We start from the raw sequence: 19,014 nt of genomic DNA, 5'->3' as shown, positions 1-19,014 counted from the left end.
CTTTCATAAAGATGGAGGTCGAATGAATGTCTTCAAAAGAAAAAAATAGTGTAACCATTTTGACGGAAAGTCAATTGTCTTCGAGAGCATTTAAAGATGAAGCGTATGAATTTTATAAAGAATTGCGAAAATCACAGCCTCTCTACCCATTATCTTTAGGAACTCTGGGGAAAGGCTGGCTCATATCGAGATATGATGATGCAATACATTTATTAAAGAATGAAAAATTAAAGAAAAACTATGAAAATGTAATAACCGCAAAAGAAGAGAACCGTCCTGTTCTGTTGAAGAATGAAGAGCCTTTAACAAAGCATATGCTTAATTCAGATCCCCCGGATCACAATCGTTTGCGAACTCTTGTTCAGAAAGCATTTACTCATCGGATGATTTTGCAGTTGGAAGACAAAATCCAACATATAGCAGATTCTTTATTGGATAAAGTACAACCCAACAAACTCATGAACCTAGTAGACGATTATGCGTTTCCTTTGCCGATTATCGTGATAAGTGAAATGCTTGGCATTCCCCTAGAAGATCGTCAAAAATTCAGAGTGTGGTCGCAAGCAATTATTGATTTTTCAGATGCCCCTGAAAGACTCCAGGAGAATGATCATTTGTTAGGAGAATTTGTTGAATATCTGGAATCCTTAGTTCGCAAAAAAAGGAGCGAACCTTCAGGAGATTTAATCAGTGCATTAATTCAAGCGGAAAGTGAAGGCACACAATTAAGTACAGAAGAATTGTACTCGATGATTATGCTGCTTATCGTTGCAGGTCATGAAACAACCGTAAACTTAATCACCAATATGACATATGCTCTGATGTGCCACGGTGATCAATTAGAAAAGCTCCGCCAGCAGCCAGACTTGATGAATTCAGCCATAGAAGAAGCATTGCGGTTTCACAGCCCTGTTGAGCTAACGACAATTCGCTGGACGGCTGAACCGTTTATACTGCATGGGCAGGAAATTAAACGGAAAGACGTGATCATCATTTCTTTAGCATCAGCAAACCGTGATGAGAAGATATTTCCAAATGCCGACATATTTGATATTGAAAGAAAGAACAACCGCCATATTGCTTTTGGCCATGGCAATCATTTTTGCCTTGGTGCACAGCTAGCCCGCTTAGAAGCAAAGATTGCGATTTCCACCTTATTACGCCGCTGTCCAAATATACAGTTAAAAGGCGAAAAGGAACAAATGAAATGGAAAGGGAATTTTCTGATGAGAGCACTCGAAGAACTGCCGCTTAGTTTTTAATTTTTGGGGGATATGTGATTTTCAAACATATCTTGTTTTACTCCTCAATTAGATTAAACGATAGTAAAAGCTGTAACATAAAAATTTGATATGATAGCTTTTCAAAAACAAAGTTTAGCATTATTTATGCCTACCGGGCATGAAAATGTCTTGCAAACACCAATAGTTTCATCCTATCGGTGTTTTTTATTTGTTTTCAGCCTCATTTGGACAAACAGCTGTTACTTAGTAAACATTTGTTAAGATAAAATAATGGAGGGCACAGTTTCTAATGAGAAAAATAATGATAGATGGAAGAGACTTTGAAAATATAGAAGTTTTACATGATGTTTTAAAAGATAAACTAGACTTCCCAGACTACTATGGGAGAAATTTAGACGCTTTATGGGATTGCCTGACAGGGTGGGTGGATTTGCCGCTCACTTTAGTCTTGAAAAATCTTGAGTTCAGCAATACACTTTTAGGTTCATACGCTGATGATGTATTAGAAGTTTTACAAGAGGCTCAAGAGGAACTAAAGGACGAATTTAAAATAATAATAGAGTAGACTTTCTGTTTTGCGAATTTTAACAATTTTCGTTCGCAGAAAAAGGCAATAGGGCACCGCAAATTAAATTTTCGGTGAGACCGCAATAACTTTTTGGCTTCTGATAAGTTTCTTATGATGTTGGTATCAAGTCACACAAGTACATAACTCTCCCATGACTTCTTTCTGATGTAAGTTAATTTCATTATGAGTTAATCACGAGGGTAATTTTATTCTGTAAATAATATTTTAAAGGGAATTAAATTTAAATAATATTTGATAATCGAATAAAAATTCGTTATTATTTAAATTGGATGAAATATAATTCTTTTAAGGGTATTGGGGGTTATGAAATGGGTATTATGCTTGACGAAACTGATAAGGCCATTTTAAGAGAATTGCAGGAAGATGCTTCAATTTCAAATTTAAATTTATCTAAGAAAATTGGGCTTTCACCATCAGCTTGCCTTGCAAGAACAAAGAACCTAGTAGAAGCAGGTATAATTAAAAAGTTTACGACTATTGTCGATGAGAAAAAACTTGGAATTGAAGTCACAGCACTAGCTCTCATCAACTTATCACCTTTAAATAGGGAGACAATTCATTCATTTTTAGAGGATATAAACAAATTCCCACAGGTTCAAGAATGCTACACACTTACAGGAAGCCATGACTATATGCTTAAGATTGTGGCGAAGGACATGGAGAGTTATCGGAATTTTATCATTGATTCATTAATGCAGAACCCTGCTATTAGTGGAGTTGACACAAGCATAGTCATGAGTACAGAAAAAAGAACTGTCAGTGTGCCAATTGATGAAATGTAGGAGGTTGTTGATTTGAATAAAAATAAAGAATCGTTACATTTAAGCTCTCCTGCTATAAACACTCATATGAATAAGAGAAGTCAAATATGGGCTGCATTTCGTTCTGCATTCCCATATACCATTCCGATTTTTGCGGGGTTTTTATTTTTGGGGATAGCTTATGGGATCTTTATGCATTCTTTAGGATTTAGCGCAATCTATCCAATCATCATGAGTTTTATGATATTTGCGGGCTCAATGGAGTTTGTTGCAGCGAATTTTTTACTTGGTGCGTTCAACCCTATGAATGCTCTTTTTTTGACGTTAATGGTCAATGCCCGGCATTTGTTTTATGGAATTTCCATGTTGGATAAGTACAGGGGGACTGGAAAGAAAAAGCTTTATCTGATTTTCGGAATGTGCGATGAATCATTTTCTATCAATTATACCGCTAATGTTCCGGCGAATGTTGATAAAGGCTGGTTTATGTTTTTTGTGACACTGCTTAATCATTTATATTGGGTCGCGGGGGCAGCGATAGGAGGTATTTTTGGGTCGTACGTGAAGTTTAATACCGAAGGGCTTGATTTTGTGATGACTGCTTTGTTTATTGTGATATTCATAGAACAATGGATGAAAGAGAAAAAGCATTACAGTGCTCTCACGGGACTTGGACTTTCAGTAGCCAGTCTTATCCTTTTTGGCGGAAACCAATTTATTATTCCTGCTATGCTCGCCATTTTAGGGGTACTGACTGTTCTGAGAAAACCATTGGAGAAAGCTGAGGTTTCCGTATGACGATGACGATGACGCAGCAAATGATCACCATCGCAATGGTCGTGCTTGGAACAATGCTGACACGGTTCCTTCCATTCATGATTTTCCCGTCTGGCAAACCGACACCGAAATATGTACAGTATCTTGGTAAAGTGCTGCCATCAGCGGTAATCGGGCTTTTAGTCATTTATTGTTTGAAAGATGTGAGTCTACTTTCTGGAAGTCATGGCATTCCTGAATTGGTTGGAGCAGCTGCTGTTGTACTGCTTCACTTGTGGAAGAAAAATATGCTTCTTTCCATAGCGGGGGGAACCGTTGTTTATATGGTTTTGGTGCAATTGGTTTTTTAACCGATATCGGAAACGATCAAAATGATCATGCTTTTATTAAACTTGATAAAAATATATAAAACTGACACAAGCTTATTTTGGAATCAACACTGTGCCAGTGCAAATAGCATCTGTAATGTTTCCTGGCTATTCAAGAAGTGTCTACTTTAATCGGAGGATGTATAATGTCAAAAAAAGTGTCTGCTTCCTATATCATCATTATAGGATTAATGCTATTTGCATTGTTTTTTGGAGCAGGAAATCTCATTTTTCCGCCTATGCTTGGTCAATTGGCCGGGAAAAATGTATGGGTCGCTAATGCAGGTTTCTTAGTGACCGGAGTTGGATTGCCATTACTGGCTATAACAGCATTTGTTTTTTCGGGTAAACAAAACTTACAGTCGTTAGCCAGCCGTGTTCACCCGGTGTTTGGCATTGTATTTACGACGATTCTCTATTTGGCAATCGGGCCTTTTTTCGCTATCCCGAGATCAGGAAACGTATCGTTTGAAATTGGGGTAAAACCTTTTTTATCAAATGATGCAAGCCCTGTCTCATTGATCATATTTACAATATTATTTTTCGCATTGGCATGCTTGTTATCACTCAATCCTTCAAAAATCATTGATATAGTTGGAAAATTTTTGACGCCAATTAAGCTGACATTTATCGGATTGCTTGTAGTGGTAGCTCTTATTCGCCCAATTGGAACCATTCAAGCACCATCAAAAGGGTACACATCACAAGCGTTTTTTAAAGGATTTCAGGAAGGATACCTCACTCTGGATGCCCTTGTAGCATTTGTTTTTGGAATTATCATCGTGAATGCATTGAAAGAACAAGGAGCTTCTACCAAAAAACAGCTGATGGGTGTTTGTGCAAAAGCAGCCGCGATTGCAGCTGTACTCTTAGCAGTTATGTATACAGCCCTTTCCTATATGGGGGCTTCCAGCGTTGAAGAACTGGGGATTTTAGAAAATGGAGCAGAGGTTTTGGCTAAGGTTTCATCCTATTATTTTGGTTCTTATGGTTCAATCTTATTGGGCTTAATGATTACAGTGGCGTGTCTGACGACAAGTGTCGGACTGATCACAGCGTGTTCTTCATTTTTTCATGAATTATTTCCGAATATTTCTTATAAAAAAATTGCTGTCGTTTTATCAGTGTTTAGTACGCTTGTCGCAAATATAGGATTAACCCAGCTCATTAAGGTGTCAATGCCTGTCTTACTGACAATGTATCCTATCGCGATTTCCTTAATATTTTTAACGTTTTTGCATTCTGTATTTAAAGGGAAGACAGAAGTGTATCAAGGCAGTTTATTATTCGCATTCATCATCAGCCTATTTGACGGTTTGAAGGAGGCGGGAATAAAAATTGAAGTTGTGAATCGTATTTTCACTCAGATTCTTCCTATGTATAACATAGGGCTGGGGTGGCTCATTCCAGCTATTGCAGGGGGAATATGCGGCTATATACTGAGTATATTCCGAACAAAAACAAGTTGATCAATCAACAGCAATATCACTCATATCTGCAGGAAGGACAAAGTGCTTGTTCGCCGGTTGCATTGCTTATTAAATGTGTTCAACCAAATTTACAATCATCCTTCCTCTTGTTTCGCCTCTTCGTAAGGCAGGAAGAACATCCGGTAATTGATCAAGGAGTTTACAACCACGAATACTATTCGGAGTACGAGAAAGACCTCTCCCTAGCAAAGGCGTTAAACCCAAACGTATTAATAGCTTTGGAAATTAACAATGAGCCGTTAACTGTAGAGAGGGGTGGTCCTGTTCGGCTTGTTCTTCCCGGCTATTATGGAACTAATTCTACAAAATGGCTGACTCATTTGATTGTTTCAGATTCCCGAAGCAACAGTGCTTTCACTACCAAATATTATGTTGACCGAGAAGTAGTAGATGGACAACTAAAAGAGTCACCGGTATGGGCTGTTAGCCCAAACAGTATTATTGTACATCCGCAGAATGGACAATTGGTTGAACTTGAAGAGATTGATATTTTCGGTTGGACATGGGCAGAACATCCAATTGTAACAGTTGAAGTATCCACTGATGGAGGAGAGAGTTGGAAAGAAGCTCAAGTTAAAGGTCGTAAGAGTGTTGAGTGGCAGAAATTCTCTTTCCGTTGTCACCCGAAATCTGTAGGTGAATATTTAATAGTTGTGAGAGCGATTGACGCTTTAGGAAATAGTCAGCCTTTAACTTCAAGACGCAACCAAGTGTCTAGGGCAATGACCTTCGTTCAAAATTCTTTGAATGAGGAAAATCTACATCCTAATATCGGCTAGGTTTCACGATTCAGAGTGCAAAATCACGAAGAAAAAGCAAACTACATACCGAAGTTTGCTTTTTTGTTCTATACAAACAATGAGATGCGCCTATATTTTTATATCAGACAACTGATCAGGGGTATTTTGAGGCGAAGCCTGCCTTCCATCCATTTATTTACGATTGATCTGGCCTCTTTACCTGAAAATGATCCCTCATATGCGTTAAAAAAGCAGATAAAGCAGGGGTAATTAAAGTGTCTTTCCGCCTTATAAACATGGTTGATACGAAAGAATATTTGTCAGAGATAGTGTGGCTGCGGATGCGGCCTTCTTTTTCATGCGAAGCAATGATTGAACGAGGCAGCAGTGAAATCCCCAAGCCTGCGCTTACACAGCCAATGATCGCTTCAAGTATGCCAAATTCCATTAATTTTATAGGTAATAAACCTTCTTCTTGCAGGATATGATTGAGCTTTGCTCTGTAAGAGCATCCTTCACGGAATACAAGCATTGTTTGTGTTTGAACATCCTGAATGGAAGAAATCACAGGGTGTGAAGCGCTTGTAACAAGAACCATCTCTTCATCCAATACCTTTTCTTGAACTAAATCAGGGTGTTCAATAGGCCCTGAAATAAAAGCGCCGTTTAACTCATAATGTAAAACTGCTTGTATTTGTTGTTCCGTAGGGCCGGTTACTAGGTTCAAATCAACATTTGGATAGAGGTTATTATAATGTGCAAGGAGTTGAGGAAGCCAAACTGCAGCTGTTGTTTCCATTGATCCTATACGCAGTGGCCCAGAAGGCGCGGATGATTCGCCCATGGCTGCTCTAGCTTCTTCAATAGTATGTAGAATTTTCTCTGAGTAAGAAACAAGAATTTGCCCTGGGGGAGTAAGTGTGATTCCTCGACTATGGCGATAGAATAATTTTGTCTGTAAATCGTTTTCTAGTTGTTGTATCTTATTCGTTACGTTCGATTGTGCATAATTTAAAGTCTGAGCAGCCTTGGAAATACTGCCTTCACGAGCAGTAGTGAGAAAAACCTGTAACAACTGAATATTCATCTAGTCCTCCATAGTTGATATCTGATTTTGAGATGTCTTCCATCTTAATTTTGAATTATATATGATAGCAGAGCTTCATGTAAACTAAAGCTTAGAAGAATAAATGATTTCTAAAGTAAGTGATAAGGCTATTTCAAAAAATGGTTAATTTACTCGAAGTTGATTCTGTATATTGCCTATGGAAATACACATCATAACATAGGCTTGACTAACACCAGAATGAAGGGGTTATTGGGAAATTATTTTATTCTAAATGTAGCAGCTGCTTGGAAATAGCTGACACATTAACGAATGAAATTAAAAAGACTGTTGATTTGTAGTAGAAGGAGGAAATTTTATGCCATTACTTCGTTTTGACTTAATAGAAGGGCGAGATCAATCAAGTTTGAAAAAACTTTTAGATGTTGCTCACAATGTTGTAGTAGAGGCTTTTGATGTGCCTCAACAAGACCGTTATCAAATTGTTCATGAACATCCAGAAAATCATATGATTATTGAGGATACTGGGTTAGGATTTAACCGAACTAAAAATCTTGTTGTTCTTTCAGTTACAAGTAAATCCCGACCGGCAGAGAAGAAACAAAAATTTTACAGGCTGTTAGCCGAAAGACTGGAATCTGAGTGTGGTATCGCATCAACTGATTTAATTGTATCTATTGTTGAAAATGATAATGCTGACTGGAGTTTTGGACTTGGTGAGGCCCAATTTTTAACAGGTAAATTGTAGTTGCATACTACCCTCAAATGCTTGAGTGAAGAAAAGGAAAAGGATAGAGAAACTAGGTTAGCGGAGCAAACCACTCCGCTTTTTAGAGAATAATTAAGGAGGTATTGTGGATTTCCATAAAAAATATTTTGACATTTCAGTAAAGAACAGATATATTTATATATGAGCACATGATCATATATATAAATATTATTACATCATGTTGGAATGCTTCATAACAGATTTGAAATAATAAATACATATGTATCAATAAACTTTGGGTAAGGAGGAGTTTTTTATGGGTCACAATCATAATGAAGGAGCAAATAAAAAGGTTTTATTGATCTCTTTTATCATGATTACAGTTTATATGATAATAGAAGCTATAGGTGGATTTTTAACAAATAGCCTGGCGCTTTTATCTGATGCAGGCCATATGCTGAGTGATTCAATTTCATTAATGGTTGCCCTGATTGCTTTTACATTAGCTGAAAAAAAGGCAAATCACAATAAGACATTCGGCTATAAACGATTTGAGATTCTTGCAGCTGTGATAAACGGTGCTGCCTTAATTCTTATTTCTCTTTATATCATTTATGAAGCAATCGAACGCTTCTCTCATCCACCAGAAGTAGCAACAACCGGCATGCTTACAATTAGTATCATCGGGTTAGTTGTGAATCTATTGGTCGCTTGGATTATGATGAGTGGCGGAGATACAAAGAATAATCTGAATATAAGAGGAGCTTATTTACATGTAATAAGCGATATGCTCGGCTCTGTAGGTGCCATTTTAGCTGCCATACTTATCATCTTCTTTGGATGGGGCTGGGCAGACCCATTGGCTAGTATCATTGTGGCTATTCTTGTTCTAAGAAGCGGTTACAATGTGACTAAAGATTCCATTCACATATTAATGGAAGGAACTCCAGAAAATATCGATGTCTATGATATCATTCGTACAATTGAAGGGACAGAGGGAATTCAAAACATTCATGATTTACACATATGGTCTATCACAAGCGGATTGAATGCTCTTTCTTGCCATGCAGTTGTTGACGATCAACTGACCATTTCAGAAAGTGAAAATATTTTACGCAAAATTGAACATGAACTTGAGCATAAAGGCATTACGCACGTAACCATTCAAATGGAAACCGAAGCGCATAATCACGACAATGCGATCCTTTGTCAGGCCAAAATTGAGAAGCCGCGTGACCACCATCACCATTAAATTTTTTATCTAACTTTATAGTGAGGAGATCAACTAGCATTTTGCAGATTCTGTCTACTGACAATTTGAAATTGGCGGGGTGATAATGTGTACGACACTATAGTAATCGGGGCTGGTCAAGCAGGGATCTCGATAGGATATTATCTTAAGCAGTCCGATCAAAAGTTTATTATTTTGGATAAAAGTCATGAGGTGGGGGAGAGCTGGAAAGATCGGTATGACTCATTAGTTTTATTTACTTCTCGAATGTATAGCTCTTTGCCTGGAATGCATCTTGAAGGAGAAAAACATGGATTTCCTTCAAAAAATGAAATTGTTGCTTATCTAAAGAAATATGTTAAAAAATTTGAAATTCCAATCCAATTACGGACAGAAGTAATAAGTGTCCTAAAAATAAAGAATCATTTCTTAATAAAAACAAATCGGGAAGAATATCAAACGAAGAATCTTGTCATTGCTACAGGTCCTTTTCATACCCCTAATATTCCATCAATATCAAAGGATTTAGCCGATAATATTAATCAACTACACTCATCACAATATAAAAATTCAAAACAATTGGTACATGGAAATGTACTAGTAGTTGGTGGTGGGAATAGTGGTGCTCAGATAGCTGTTGAATTATCCAAAGAAAGAGTTACATATTTAGCCTGTAGTAATAAACTAGTTTATTTCCCTTTAATGATCGGGAAAAGAAGCATCTTTTGGTGGTTTGATAAATTAGGAGTTTTACATGCAAGTCATACATCAATAGTAGGCAAATTCATTCAAAAGAAAGGTGATCCAGTATTTGGGCATGAATTAAAACATGCAATAAAACAGAAGGAGATCATCTTAAAAAAAAGAGTCATTGCCGCAAAGCAAAATGAAATCATTTTTAAAGATTCATCTACATTAGAAGTAAACAATATTATTTGGGCTACTGGTTTCAGGAATCCCTTATGTTGGATAAATATAAAAGGTGTTTTGGATCAAGAAGGTCGAATCATACATCATAGAGGTGTTTCACCTGTAGAAGGATTGTACTTTATAGGTTTGCCTTGGCAGCATAAGCGAGGTTCAGCATTGCTTCAAGGCGTAGGAAATGATGCTGAATACATTGTAAAACAAATGAACGGTGAATAAACGAAGCAGAGCAGTAACTCACATGTTTACTGCTCTATTTTATTGTGAATAAGGGTAGCGAAGTGGAGATGAGCCTTCTCTTTTATTTAAGAAGTTAGAATATAGAAAGAGAAAAATCACTTTAAGCCATACTCATATTTTTATGTTCAACAATGGTCTTAAGGAGGCTGCGCATTGAATTTGTCAGGTACGCATCTTTATGGCGTATAAAGATTGTTGAGATACAGCTATCTTTCTCAGGCAATGGGTGGCAATAAACCTTACCTTGTGCAGCTAGATGCATAACAGCAGATTCCGGTACCACTGTTATACCGAGTCCAAGTGCAACACTATTTAAGATTGTCTCTAGGATGTTAAATTCCATCATTCTGTTTGGGAGCACACCTTCATCTTTGAGCCATTGTTCAAGCCTAGACCGATACCCGCACCCCTGGTTAAAAACAAGAATCGGAGTCGTTGAAAAATCCTCTATATTAAACGTTTTGTTACTGGTTACAAGAGTAAGTTTTTCAGTATAAACATCATATTGTTCCAGAATAGAATGTTTCAAAGGGCCTGAAATAAAAGCTCCGTCTAATTCGTGATTCATGACCTTTTTAATAAGTTCCTCTGTTAGACCAGCCTGCAATGATAAATCCACATTAGGATACTTTTTATAATAGGAAGCTATGATGGTCGGCAGTATCCTCACTGTTTCCACTGTACCGATTTTTAATATTCCAGACGGTATATCAGTATCTAGAAAGACTTGCTCCAGTTCTTCAACATCTTTCAAAATTTTGTTAACGTATTCAATCATTTTTCGGCCCTCTGGGCTTAGTGAAACCCCTTTTTTATGGCGATTGAAAAGAGGTGTTTTGAGCTCATTTTCTAATTGCTTAATCCGCGCAGTTACATTAGATTGTACATAATTTAACTCTTTTGCAGCACCGGTAATACTCTTGTGATGGGCTACGCATTTGAAAATTTGTAAGTCTCGCAGTTCCATGATGTCCCCCCTTCATTAAAGTATCATTATCAATGATGTTTTTCATCACTTTTGTTCATTTTACTTGATGCTTACTTCTTTTTATAATTCTCATTGTAATTTTAAAGAAAAGGAGGGGAATTCAATGAAAAAAGGACAATTATTCATTGGTGCCCTTACATGTTTAGTAGCAAGTATGTCTTGGGGCGCGATGTTTCCAGTTGCAGATCATGCATTAGAATTTGTTGATCCGTTTTATTTTTCATTTATTCGCTACGGTGTGGTAACGATTATGTTAGTGATTTTATTATTGGTGAGAGAAGGAAAAAAATCATTTCATTTAGAGGGTAAAGCAAAATGGATCATTTTATTTGGGGTGATGGCGTTTACTGTATACAATGTTCTTATTTTTTTAGGTCAAAGGTTGATGGGGAAGTCTGGAATTATGACAGCATCCATTGCCGAGGCACTCATGCCGATGCTTTCAATTGTTATTCTATGGGGATATAAACATGTGAAACCTAAAAAATACACAATGATCAGTATATTGATTGCCTTTTTGGGGGCTTCGATGGTCATAACCAAAGGTAATATAAGTTTCTTTTTTTCATTAGGGGATCATCTATTCTCGCTACTCTTTATATTAATTGGTGTTTTAGGATGGGTTGTCTACACAATGGGGGGACAGATATTCCGAGAGTGGTCCACACTTCGTTATTCAACTTTGACATGTTTATTCGGCACAGCTATAACAGGAATCATGACAGCTATACTTACCGCGCAAGGTTACGTGTCGGTACCGAGTATTAAAGTGATTGCAGCAATTAAGTATGATTTTTTATTTATGATTACTTTACCAGGTATCATAGCCCTCCTTAGTTGGAACTATGGCATTAAAATCCTATCATCCATTAATGGGATTTTATTTATTAACTTTGTCCCCATTACTACATTGTTAATCATGGTGATCAAAGGATATAACATAACTGCATTTGATATAGTAGGAACACTGTTTGTCATTATTGGACTCATTTTAAATAACATATATCAGCGTAAGGAAGATTATAAGCAGGTATTGAAAAAAGAAAAAACAAATTTGACTATCACTTAGACGGTGGGGGATTTAAAATGTTTGAAGGTTTATTGTTTTTCATTTCAGCTGGAATTGTCTGTGAACTTGCTGCAATTAATAGAAATGGCCGCAAAAATATAAAGCAACAGGCGGAATTGATTCAAATTTTAAAAGAAAACCTTAATAAAGACATTAAATAAATTAAGACGGTTGGGTATTATTGAAACACACCAGAAAATTCAGGTGTGTTTTTATTTTGTTTTCTTTTTTAAGCCTTAAAACGTCACCAATCGCTAGTTGAATACTATGGGAACCACTCTCCATACGGAAAAAGATGATTATTTACATCATTCGGAGTTGATTTTGGGTTCTTTTGAACTTATAATGTTATATATACTGTTTTTTGTTTATTCAGAAAAAAAGGATGTTATAAAAATAAAAGAAAATATTTACATCGGAGGTGTACGCCTTACTAGGTAAGGCAAATCATTGACAACCATTAACCTTATAATCTTTACTCTTTTAATTGTCTTAACAGCATTTTTTGTTGCGACTGAATTTGCGATAGTAAAGATCAGGTCATCAAAAATTGACCAACTCATATTAGAGGGAAAAAAAGGTGCCGTATCAGCCAAAAAGGTCATTACTCATTTGGACGAATATTTGTCAGCTTGTCAATTAGGGATCACGGTTACAGCGTTGGGAATTGGCTGGGTTGGAGAATCGACTTTTGAAGTGATTCTGCACCCCTTATTTGCTCATTTTCATGTAAGTGAAACAGTCTCACATGTATTGATCTTAGTGATTGCTTTTGTGATGGCGACTTTTTTGCATGTTGTAGTTGGAGAGCTTGCTCCTAAAACACTCGCTATCCAAAAAGCGGAAACCATCACTCTTTTGACTGCAAAGCCAATTATTTGGTTTTACCGCATCCTGTTCCCTTTTATATGGTTTTTAAATGGTTCAGCCCGGTTTATAGTAGGACTCTTCGGTTTGAAACCTGCATCAGAACATGAACTTGCTCATTCTGAAGAAGAACTGCGCATCTTACTATCTGAAAGCTATAAGAGCGGTGAAATCAATAAAAATGAGTTGAAATATGTAAATAATATTTTTGAATTTGATGAAAGAATCGCCAAAGAAATTATGATTCCGAGAAGAGAGATCGTAGCGATTTCTAGTGAGGATTCTTATGAAACTATTGTTAAGACCATTAAGACAGAGAGCTATACAAGGTACCCAGTCCTAAATGGAGATAAAGATTCAATCATTGGTTTTATCAATGCTAAAGAATTCTTGTCAGCTTATATTGACACAGACCAGAAGATAAAAGAGAATTTCAAGTTAGAAAATCATATCAATCCTGTTATCCGTGTTATTGAATCCGTTCCAATTCATGATTTATTGGTAAAAATGCAAAAAGAGCGAACACATATCGCTATTCTTGTGGATGAATATGGCGGCACTTCAGGTTTAGTCACTGCTGAAGATATTCTTGAAGAAATTGTTGGGGAAATCAGAGATGAATTTGATAAAGATGAAGTGCCTGATATTAGAAAAGTAAATGATAATCACTATATCTTAAATTCGAAAGTGCTCATTGAGGATGTAAATGATTTATTGGGAACGACGTTAGCAAGTGACGAAGTGGATACAATAGGCGGCTGGTTTATGACTCAACAAATAGACGCTGCAGTTGGGTCCGTTATAGAAGCCGATGGGTATATTTTTAAAGTGCACAAAACAGTTGGCCGGCATATTAATTATTTAGAAATTGTCCGGAAAAAAGAATAACATCTGGATAAAACACATGAGATTTTGACTAATAAGATGCTTAAAGCCTGAGATGAAATTTTCATCCAGGCTTTTTTAAACAATGATCTTGCAGTTTAAGTAGGTAATCATTATCGAAGTTAAAACGTTACTCAGCAAACAAGGAGGCTTGGATATCTATAGCTCTTTTACCATTACCTTCTCACCATTAAAGTCGAGTTCACCATTAAATCGAAAACCAAACCTTTGATAAAGGCGTATAGCATGAATATTATTTTCAAATATACTTAAATAAATTCTCCTACATTTATATAGCTCAGCAAGGTGCTGAATGAGGGCTTTAAGCATTTTCTTCCCTAATCCTTTTCCCTGATAGCGTTCGTCAATAAAAAATCGGTCAAGCCAGACTCGTCCGTTTTTATTATCTTCATCATACTCGGGAAACAATCCATACATTGCAAAACCGACTAGATCTCCTTCATAGTAAAGCCCGACAGGTTTATAATAGTGACATTCTTTTGCATCTTCTAAACATACTTTTGTAGATTCAATATATGATAATTGATTCTGGCTGACATGTAGATCAAGAATTGCAGCACGATTATCATCAGTTACTGCTTTTATTTTTATACTCATACTACATTCTCCTTTTTTCTTATCCCGGTTAGGCTGCGGCTTAAGGTGATGGCAGATGAAATCCTGATATTGCTAAAACTCAGCTTAAACTATATTCACGTCAAGCAACTGTAGCCTATCAAATTAAGCACCTTTTCTTATTGTGCCTAACCAGGGGCATTCCCTGCATCCAAATGACTTGACTTTATAGAAAATGAATTAATTCAAAGCTGCAGCATCATTCTTTTTTTCTTTCCAAACCATTGTAAGACCAAGGCCGACAATCATAACGAAACCTGCAAAAAGGAAAGGATAATGAATGTTAAGATCAAATAGTATACCGCCTAGAGCAGGTCCAAATATATTTCCCAGGCTGGTGTATGTGGAGTTCATGCCTGCTACGAAACCCTGCTGGTTACCGGCCATATTGGATAAATGAGCGGTTAAGGCGGGACGTAGCAAATCGAACGCTAGAAAAATAAAACAAGTTACAAGCAAAACAGTTAAAAATCCTGACATAACAGTAGACACGAAAGCCAAGATCGCACCGGTTATTAAGCACAGCTGAATCATTCTTTTCTCTCCAAGTTTGTTGACCAATTTCCCGAATAGTAAAACTTGAATAACTACCGCAACAATGGAACTAATCGTAATAATGGCTGCAATATCTTTTGGTGTGAAGCCAAATTTATGATCAGAAAACAAGCTGAATACCGTTTCATAAGCTGATAAACCAAAAGCCATTACAAAGACGATAATAAATGCAATGAAATAGACAGGATGAATGGATCTCTTCAAGTCTTTAATGAAATTTGATTCCTTTGTATGAGATGAGAGTTGATGGCGTTCTTCTGTCGACAATGACTCTTTTAGTATAAAAACGGAAGTGACAGCTGCTATTAACGCGATGGCGGAGGCGAAGAAAAACGGCATGCGGATACCAAAGCCGGCAATAAATCCTCCCGCACCAGGCCCAATAATAAAGCCGGTGCTAATTGCAGCAGAAACATACCCCATAGCCTTTGACCTTTCCTTTAGGGTTGTAATATCAGCTACATATGCTGTTACCGCGGGCATGATAAAAGCCGCACTTACACCACCCAGTATCCTCGAGAAATAAAATATTGAAACATGGGTCCCTAATCCGAAAATCAACTCAGATAAACTGAATATAAGCAACCCGAGAATAATCATTTTTTTTCTCCCGAACCGGTCAACCCACCTACCTGCAAAAGGTGAAGTAATTAACTGAGAAATGGCAAAAGCCGCAACAAGATAACCCATTGTGCTGCCGGATAAATGCATGATTTTCATAAAAGAAGGCATTACTGGAATGATTAAACCGATACCAAGAAATGCTACGAAGATGTTGCTTAATAGTATAATGAATATCGTTTTTTGCTCATTTATTGATTTTTTCATCTGAATTCCCCTTTTACTCAATTGAACCCTTTTTACCTATCCTTTTCGCTTGAAGCTTTTTTCAAGTACAATCAAATCATAAGGTATATGGTTACCGTATAGTCAAGGAGGTTTTTATGAGCGAAGATGTTAAGAAGTATTTCACAACAGGGGAGTTTTCGAAGCTCTGCCGTGTAAAAAAACAAACCTTATTTCATTATGATGAGATTGGTCTTTTCTCGCCGGAAATAAAAAAAGAAAATGGGTATAGATATTATTCCTATCATCAATTTGAGATTTTTCAAGTCATCAGTCTATTTAAAGAGCTTGGGGTTCCATTAAAAGAAATAAAGTGTCTAATAAAAGGAAAAACACCAGACAAGATCCTGCATGTTCTAAAAGAAAAGTCTATTGAGATTGATAAAAAAATAAATGAGCTTAAGCAGTTGCAAACGATCTTACAAACAAAAGTGACGCTTACAGAACAAGCACTTGAGACTGATTTTTCCTCAATTTCTTTTGAATATTTAAATGAAGAAACATTCATGTTAAGCCGAAAAACATTAAACTTACCAGAACGAAAATATGTGGCAGCCATTTCAGAACTCATTCATGAAGTTCAGCAATATGAATTAGATGAAGGATATCCGATAGGCGGAATCTTTGCACGGGAACAAATCTTAGAAAAAGACTTCTACAATTACAGTTACTTTTATATAAAAGTAAAAAATGGGGGAGAGAACATAAATTATCATGTACGGCCAAAAGGCCTGTATGCAGTTGGATATGAAATAGGCGGAAATACTGAAGAGGCGTACCGGAGAATCATTGAGTTCATTGAAAAGAATGGAATGCAAATAGGGGAAAATGCATATGAGGAATATATGCTGGATGAGATGGTAGTTGACGGGTATGAAAATACATATGCAAAAATCCTCCTTCAAGTTAAAGAGGTGTAAGATTACGAAATTTTCATATGAAAAATTGCTTCTATTGTGTGCCCAAAAAGAATATAAACTGGTTTACTAAAAACGAGCCCACATACAGGTGACGGTACAAACGGCACTGGGAACCGCAAGTCTATCGGCGTTGAAATATCTATAACGATTCAGGAGGCGCTAAATACTACGCTGCTGAAAAGCTGGCCATCAAGGCGCATCCAAAGGGATAAATCTAAAAGAGCTGGGATAGGGGGGACAAACAACAGAATTCCGTATACTCTGTTGTTGTGCTATGTAAATGTTCAAAAGCCATTTAGGATCGTCGACCTTTGATAATCCATCATATAAAAGTGTCATTCGATGTCTTGTTAACAAAGGCTAGTGAAATTCAACATCCAAAAAACGATTACAAGGTCGGTGATAAATTATTCATCCGTGAATCAAACGGTGATCGAACATTCATTTTTGTGTTTAATATGAGTTTTCTTGATTTAGCACACTCCCTTAATAAATGCATAGGATACTATCACAAAAATTTATAATTGTGGGGATCAAAAAATGTACTATAACCCTTTTTCGCCTCAATGTTATTATTATGTGACTGTACCGATGTATAATGATGGAAGATCTGTTTATTGGACTATTCCAAATGAGATGGAGAACGTACACAGAGGTGCCGATTTGCGCTCTTCATATGAAGATAGAAACCTTCTTTTGAAGGATTATGGACCAAAACCATTTGTTGTAAATATCAATAGAGCCACAAAACAAAACAATACGTTCCGTACTGCTTTATGGACAGGAAAGCATTTTCAAGTTACTTTGATGAGTCTTGGTATTGGAGAAGACATTGGTTTGGAAATCCATCCTAACGTTGACCAGTTCTTACGGATTGAGCAGGGGCGTGGGGTCGTCAAAATGGGAAAGAGCAAAGATCATTTGAACTTTCAAAGAAATGTTTATGATGATTCTGCCATTGTTGTACCTGCCGGCACTTGGCATAACGTGATTAATACAGGTAATACGCCATTAAAACTTTACTCCATTTATGCTCCTCCTAACCATCCATTTGGTACAGTTCATAAAACCAAAGCAGATGCAGTGGCTGCGGAAGATTAGCATAGTTATTCGCAGAATCACATCCAGCATGAAACATGGGGAACCAGTACCTAAGAATTGTTTTTATGCAAATGAAACCCAATGTAATATCCAAGCAGTCTTGTGCTAATTTTAAAAGTAATTGATAAAATAAAGTCGATTTAAAATAAAATCGGCTTATTTCTTTATTCAAGTTACTTTTAGCAGAATTGGCATTATCGAAATGTAAGTATTTTTTCAATTCGCGGATATTGAAATGAATCTATCAGCTCAAAGAAAGTGACTTTCACACTTGACTATATACCTATGGGGGTATATTATAGTTTTGTGAATAACAAAGAGTTAATAAGGTGGTGTAAGTAGTATCAATTATTTAGTTATTGCATTCCTGCTTATTTTTGTGATTATCATTGCAACGTATAGACGTTATTATCCTATAACCGGAATCTCTTGTATCCATAAAGATAAATTAAAGGCTATAGACATGACAATATTAGATATTCGCCATTATAACGATGTACCCAATTTTTCGGATGATATTATTTTAAACATCCCATATGCGTATCTAAAACGTTTTTATTTAGAGATTCCACGTGATAAAATACACATAATAGCTCGTGATCGGGTGGAATTAAATTTAGGAGTGCGTTTTCTAAAGCGCAAAGGTATCCATGTAAACAGTTATGAACTGGCAGCATGTAAATGTAAAAATAAATTTAAGAAAGGATTTCATTGATATATGGAGTATGATCAAAAGATTAAAAACCGCTTACGACGGATAGAAGGACAAATTAAAGGTGTATTGACTATGATGGAACAAGGAAAAGATTGTAGAGAGGTTGTGACCCAATTAGCAGCTTCCCGTAATGCTATCGATCGAGCGATGGGTTTAATTGTGAGCACAAACCTTGAACATTGTGTTCGTGAAAGTTTAGAAAAAGGCGAAGACACACAAAATTTAGTAAAAGAAGCAGTCGACTTATTGGTAAAGAGCCGATAAAAATTCATCAACCTAAGGTTGACGAA

Annotated in this window: 22 protein-coding genes and 2 pseudogenes; 20 read left to right on the top strand and 4 right to left on the bottom strand. The window is 36.5% G+C overall.

Translation table 11 applies throughout. From position 1 onward, the window contains the following. Positions 1 to 26 precede the first annotated feature (26 nt). From ACZ07B_RS04480 to ACZ07B_RS04445, 8 genes and pseudogenes are all read left to right on the top strand, one after another. Complete coding sequence (locus tag ACZ07B_RS04480; protein ID WP_464876955.1) at positions 27 to 1,262, top strand: cytochrome P450 family protein; 1,236 nt, start codon at positions 27 to 29, stop codon at positions 1,260 to 1,262. A 271-nt stretch (positions 1,263 to 1,533) separates the two neighbouring features. After that, positions 1,534 to 1,809 (top strand): barstar family protein, encoded by a 276-nt coding sequence (locus ACZ07B_RS04475; RefSeq protein WP_024571814.1) that lies wholly within the window; start codon positions 1,534 to 1,536, stop codon positions 1,807 to 1,809. Between the two features lie 332 nt (positions 1,810 to 2,141). After that, a complete protein-coding gene (gene azlB, locus ACZ07B_RS04470) occupies positions 2,142 to 2,615 on the top strand; it encodes an azlBCD operon transcriptional regulator AzlB (RefSeq protein ID WP_015251617.1) in 474 nt (157 codons plus the stop codon). 12 nt (positions 2,616 to 2,627) lie between these two features. Further along, positions 2,628 to 3,392, top strand: coding sequence for an azaleucine resistance protein AzlC (gene azlC / locus ACZ07B_RS04465; protein ID WP_009969035.1), 765 nt, complete (start codon positions 2,628 to 2,630; stop codon positions 3,390 to 3,392). After that, complete coding sequence (gene azlD, locus ACZ07B_RS04460) at positions 3,389 to 3,721, top strand: branched-chain amino acid transporter AzlD (RefSeq protein WP_003245988.1); 333 nt, start codon at positions 3,389 to 3,391, stop codon at positions 3,719 to 3,721. The genes azlC and azlD overlap by 4 nt, the downstream gene beginning before the upstream one ends. Before the next feature lie 164 nt (positions 3,722 to 3,885). Further along, entirely contained in the window at positions 3,886 to 5,208 is a 1,323-nt protein-coding gene (gene brnQ, locus ACZ07B_RS04455) for a branched-chain amino acid transport system II carrier protein (protein WP_464876954.1), read from the top strand. Continuing rightward, positions 5,166 to 5,567: pseudogene (locus ACZ07B_RS04450) on the top strand (molybdopterin-dependent oxidoreductase); the annotation flags it as partial. The gene brnQ and the pseudogene ACZ07B_RS04450, both read left to right, overlap by 43 nt. Further along, positions 5,550 to 6,008, top strand: coding sequence for a molybdopterin-binding protein (locus ACZ07B_RS04445; protein WP_464877037.1), 459 nt, complete (start codon positions 5,550 to 5,552; stop codon positions 6,006 to 6,008). The pseudogene ACZ07B_RS04450 and the gene ACZ07B_RS04445, both read left to right, overlap by 18 nt. A gap of 157 nt (positions 6,009 to 6,165) precedes the next feature. Here the strand turns inward: ACZ07B_RS04445 and gltR are convergent, their stop codons facing one another. Beyond that, positions 6,166 to 7,056: a glutamate biosynthesis transcriptional regulator GltR gene (gltR, locus tag ACZ07B_RS04440; protein ID WP_042976658.1), complete on the bottom strand. Its 891-nt coding sequence runs from the start codon at positions 7,054 to 7,056 to the stop codon at positions 6,166 to 6,168. A gap of 337 nt (positions 7,057 to 7,393) precedes the next feature. On the opposite strand from gltR, the gene ACZ07B_RS04435 reads away from it, so the two are divergent. The 3 genes from ACZ07B_RS04435 to ACZ07B_RS04425 all read left to right on the top strand — a co-directional run bounded on the left by ACZ07B_RS04435 (position 7,394) and on the right by ACZ07B_RS04425 (position 10,121). Further along, entirely contained in the window at positions 7,394 to 7,783 is a 390-nt protein-coding gene (locus tag ACZ07B_RS04435; protein WP_024572236.1) for a tautomerase family protein, read from the top strand. 277 nt (positions 7,784 to 8,060) lie between these two features. Continuing rightward, complete coding sequence (czcD, locus tag ACZ07B_RS04430; protein ID WP_464876953.1) at positions 8,061 to 8,996, top strand: CDF family zinc transporter CzcD; 936 nt, start codon at positions 8,061 to 8,063, stop codon at positions 8,994 to 8,996. A gap of 87 nt (positions 8,997 to 9,083) precedes the next feature. Beyond that, entirely contained in the window at positions 9,084 to 10,121 is a 1,038-nt protein-coding gene (locus ACZ07B_RS04425) for a flavin-containing monooxygenase (protein WP_137200859.1), read from the top strand. Between the two features lie 121 nt (positions 10,122 to 10,242). Here the strand turns inward: ACZ07B_RS04425 and czcR are convergent, their stop codons facing one another. Beyond that, positions 10,243 to 11,109, bottom strand: a complete 867-nt coding sequence (czcR, locus tag ACZ07B_RS04420; RefSeq protein WP_015251625.1) for a LysR family transcriptional regulator CzcR — start codon at positions 11,107 to 11,109, stop codon at positions 10,243 to 10,245. A 124-nt stretch (positions 11,110 to 11,233) separates the two neighbouring features. Between czcR and ACZ07B_RS04415 the strand changes: the two genes are divergently transcribed. The 3 genes from ACZ07B_RS04415 (at position 11,234) to ACZ07B_RS04405 (ending at position 13,954) form a co-directional block, all read left to right on the top strand. After that, positions 11,234 to 12,199 carry a DMT family transporter gene (locus ACZ07B_RS04415; RefSeq protein WP_464876952.1) on the top strand — a complete coding sequence of 322 codons (966 nt, stop codon included), beginning with the start codon at positions 11,234 to 11,236 and terminating at the stop codon, positions 12,197 to 12,199. Between the two features lie 17 nt (positions 12,200 to 12,216). Then, a complete protein-coding gene (locus tag ACZ07B_RS04410) occupies positions 12,217 to 12,360 on the top strand; it encodes a YrzO family protein (RefSeq protein ID WP_014477437.1) in 144 nt (47 codons plus the stop codon). A 289-nt stretch (positions 12,361 to 12,649) separates the two neighbouring features. Beyond that, a complete protein-coding gene (locus ACZ07B_RS04405; protein WP_101169566.1) occupies positions 12,650 to 13,954 on the top strand; it encodes a hemolysin family protein in 1,305 nt (434 codons plus the stop codon). A gap of 156 nt (positions 13,955 to 14,110) precedes the next feature. Here the strand turns inward: ACZ07B_RS04405 and bltD are convergent, their stop codons facing one another. Together bltD and blt are read right to left on the bottom strand one after the other, a co-directional pair. Continuing rightward, positions 14,111 to 14,569 carry a spermine/spermidine acetyltransferase gene (gene bltD, locus ACZ07B_RS04400; protein WP_024572230.1) on the bottom strand — a complete coding sequence of 153 codons (459 nt, stop codon included), beginning with the start codon at positions 14,567 to 14,569 and terminating at the stop codon, positions 14,111 to 14,113. A gap of 198 nt (positions 14,570 to 14,767) precedes the next feature. Further along, positions 14,768 to 15,970 (bottom strand): multidrug efflux MFS transporter Blt, encoded by a 1,203-nt coding sequence (gene blt / locus ACZ07B_RS04395; protein ID WP_088467288.1) that lies wholly within the window; start codon positions 15,968 to 15,970, stop codon positions 14,768 to 14,770. Between the two features lie 116 nt (positions 15,971 to 16,086). Between blt and bltR the strand changes: the two genes are divergently transcribed. From bltR to ACZ07B_RS04365, 6 genes and pseudogenes are all read left to right on the top strand, one after another. After that, positions 16,087 to 16,908 (top strand): multidrug efflux transcriptional regulator BltR, encoded by an 822-nt coding sequence (gene bltR / locus ACZ07B_RS04390; RefSeq protein WP_038429362.1) that lies wholly within the window; start codon positions 16,087 to 16,089, stop codon positions 16,906 to 16,908. Positions 16,909 to 16,989: 81 nt separating this feature from the next. Next, positions 16,990 to 17,102, top strand: a pseudogene (locus ACZ07B_RS04385) (N-acetylmuramoyl-L-alanine amidase); the annotation flags it as partial. Continuing rightward, entirely contained in the window at positions 17,080 to 17,223 is a 144-nt protein-coding gene (locus tag ACZ07B_RS04380) for a hypothetical protein (protein ID WP_032722385.1), read from the top strand. The pseudogene ACZ07B_RS04385 and the gene ACZ07B_RS04380, both read left to right, overlap by 23 nt. Positions 17,224 to 17,448: 225 nt before the next feature. Beyond that, positions 17,449 to 18,009, top strand: a complete 561-nt coding sequence (locus tag ACZ07B_RS04375; RefSeq protein WP_029318137.1) for a cupin domain-containing protein — start codon at positions 17,449 to 17,451, stop codon at positions 18,007 to 18,009. Between the two features lie 379 nt (positions 18,010 to 18,388). Beyond that, the gene (locus ACZ07B_RS04370) at positions 18,389 to 18,724 is read left to right on the top strand and encodes a sulfurtransferase (RefSeq protein WP_464876951.1); all 336 of its coding nucleotides are present in this window, start codon (positions 18,389 to 18,391) and stop codon (positions 18,722 to 18,724) included. A 3-nt stretch (positions 18,725 to 18,727) separates the two neighbouring features. Then, positions 18,728 to 18,988, top strand: coding sequence for a metal-sensitive transcriptional regulator (locus ACZ07B_RS04365; protein ID WP_003237170.1), 261 nt, complete (start codon positions 18,728 to 18,730; stop codon positions 18,986 to 18,988). Positions 18,989 to 19,014: the final 26 nt, after the last annotated feature.

It is taken from the genome of Bacillus sp. 9.4 (assembly GCF_055486415.1).
Note: the sequence above shows the minus strand (reverse complement) of the source record. Positions and strands in the feature narration are given on the sequence as shown.

What these genes read in the sequence shown, in the direction of transcription:
- ACZ07B_RS04480 (WP_464876955.1), top strand. Translation starts at nt 27, where the DNA reads ATGTCTTCAAAAGAAAAAAATAGTGTAACCATTTTGACGGAAAGTCAA.
- ACZ07B_RS04475 (WP_024571814.1), top strand. Translation starts at nt 1,534, where the DNA reads ATGAGAAAAATAATGATAGATGGAAGAGACTTTGAAAATATAGAAGTT.
- azlB (WP_015251617.1), top strand. Translation starts at nt 2,142, where the DNA reads ATGGGTATTATGCTTGACGAAACTGATAAGGCCATTTTAAGAGAATTG.
- azlD (WP_003245988.1), top strand. Translation starts at nt 3,389, where the DNA reads ATGACGATGACGATGACGCAGCAAATGATCACCATCGCAATGGTCGTG.
- brnQ (WP_464876954.1), top strand. Translation starts at nt 3,886, where the DNA reads ATGTCAAAAAAAGTGTCTGCTTCCTATATCATCATTATAGGATTAATG.
- gltR (WP_042976658.1), bottom strand. Translation starts at nt 7,056, where the DNA reads ATGAATATTCAGTTGTTACAGGTTTTTCTCACTACTGCTCGTGAAGGC.
- ACZ07B_RS04435 (WP_024572236.1), top strand. Translation starts at nt 7,394, where the DNA reads ATGCCATTACTTCGTTTTGACTTAATAGAAGGGCGAGATCAATCAAGT.
- czcD (WP_464876953.1), top strand. Translation starts at nt 8,061, where the DNA reads ATGGGTCACAATCATAATGAAGGAGCAAATAAAAAGGTTTTATTGATC.
- czcR (WP_015251625.1), bottom strand. Translation starts at nt 11,109, where the DNA reads ATGGAACTGCGAGACTTACAAATTTTCAAATGCGTAGCCCATCACAAG.
- ACZ07B_RS04415 (WP_464876952.1), top strand. Translation starts at nt 11,234, where the DNA reads ATGAAAAAAGGACAATTATTCATTGGTGCCCTTACATGTTTAGTAGCA.
- ACZ07B_RS04410 (WP_014477437.1), top strand. Translation starts at nt 12,217, where the DNA reads ATGTTTGAAGGTTTATTGTTTTTCATTTCAGCTGGAATTGTCTGTGAA.
- bltD (WP_024572230.1), bottom strand. Translation starts at nt 14,569, where the DNA reads ATGAGTATAAAAATAAAAGCAGTAACTGATGATAATCGTGCTGCAATT.
- blt (WP_088467288.1), bottom strand. Translation starts at nt 15,970, where the DNA reads ATGAAAAAATCAATAAATGAGCAAAAAACGATATTCATTATACTATTA.
- bltR (WP_038429362.1), top strand. Translation starts at nt 16,087, where the DNA reads ATGAGCGAAGATGTTAAGAAGTATTTCACAACAGGGGAGTTTTCGAAG.
- ACZ07B_RS04375 (WP_029318137.1), top strand. Translation starts at nt 17,449, where the DNA reads ATGTACTATAACCCTTTTTCGCCTCAATGTTATTATTATGTGACTGTA.
- ACZ07B_RS04365 (WP_003237170.1), top strand. Translation starts at nt 18,728, where the DNA reads ATGGAGTATGATCAAAAGATTAAAAACCGCTTACGACGGATAGAAGGA.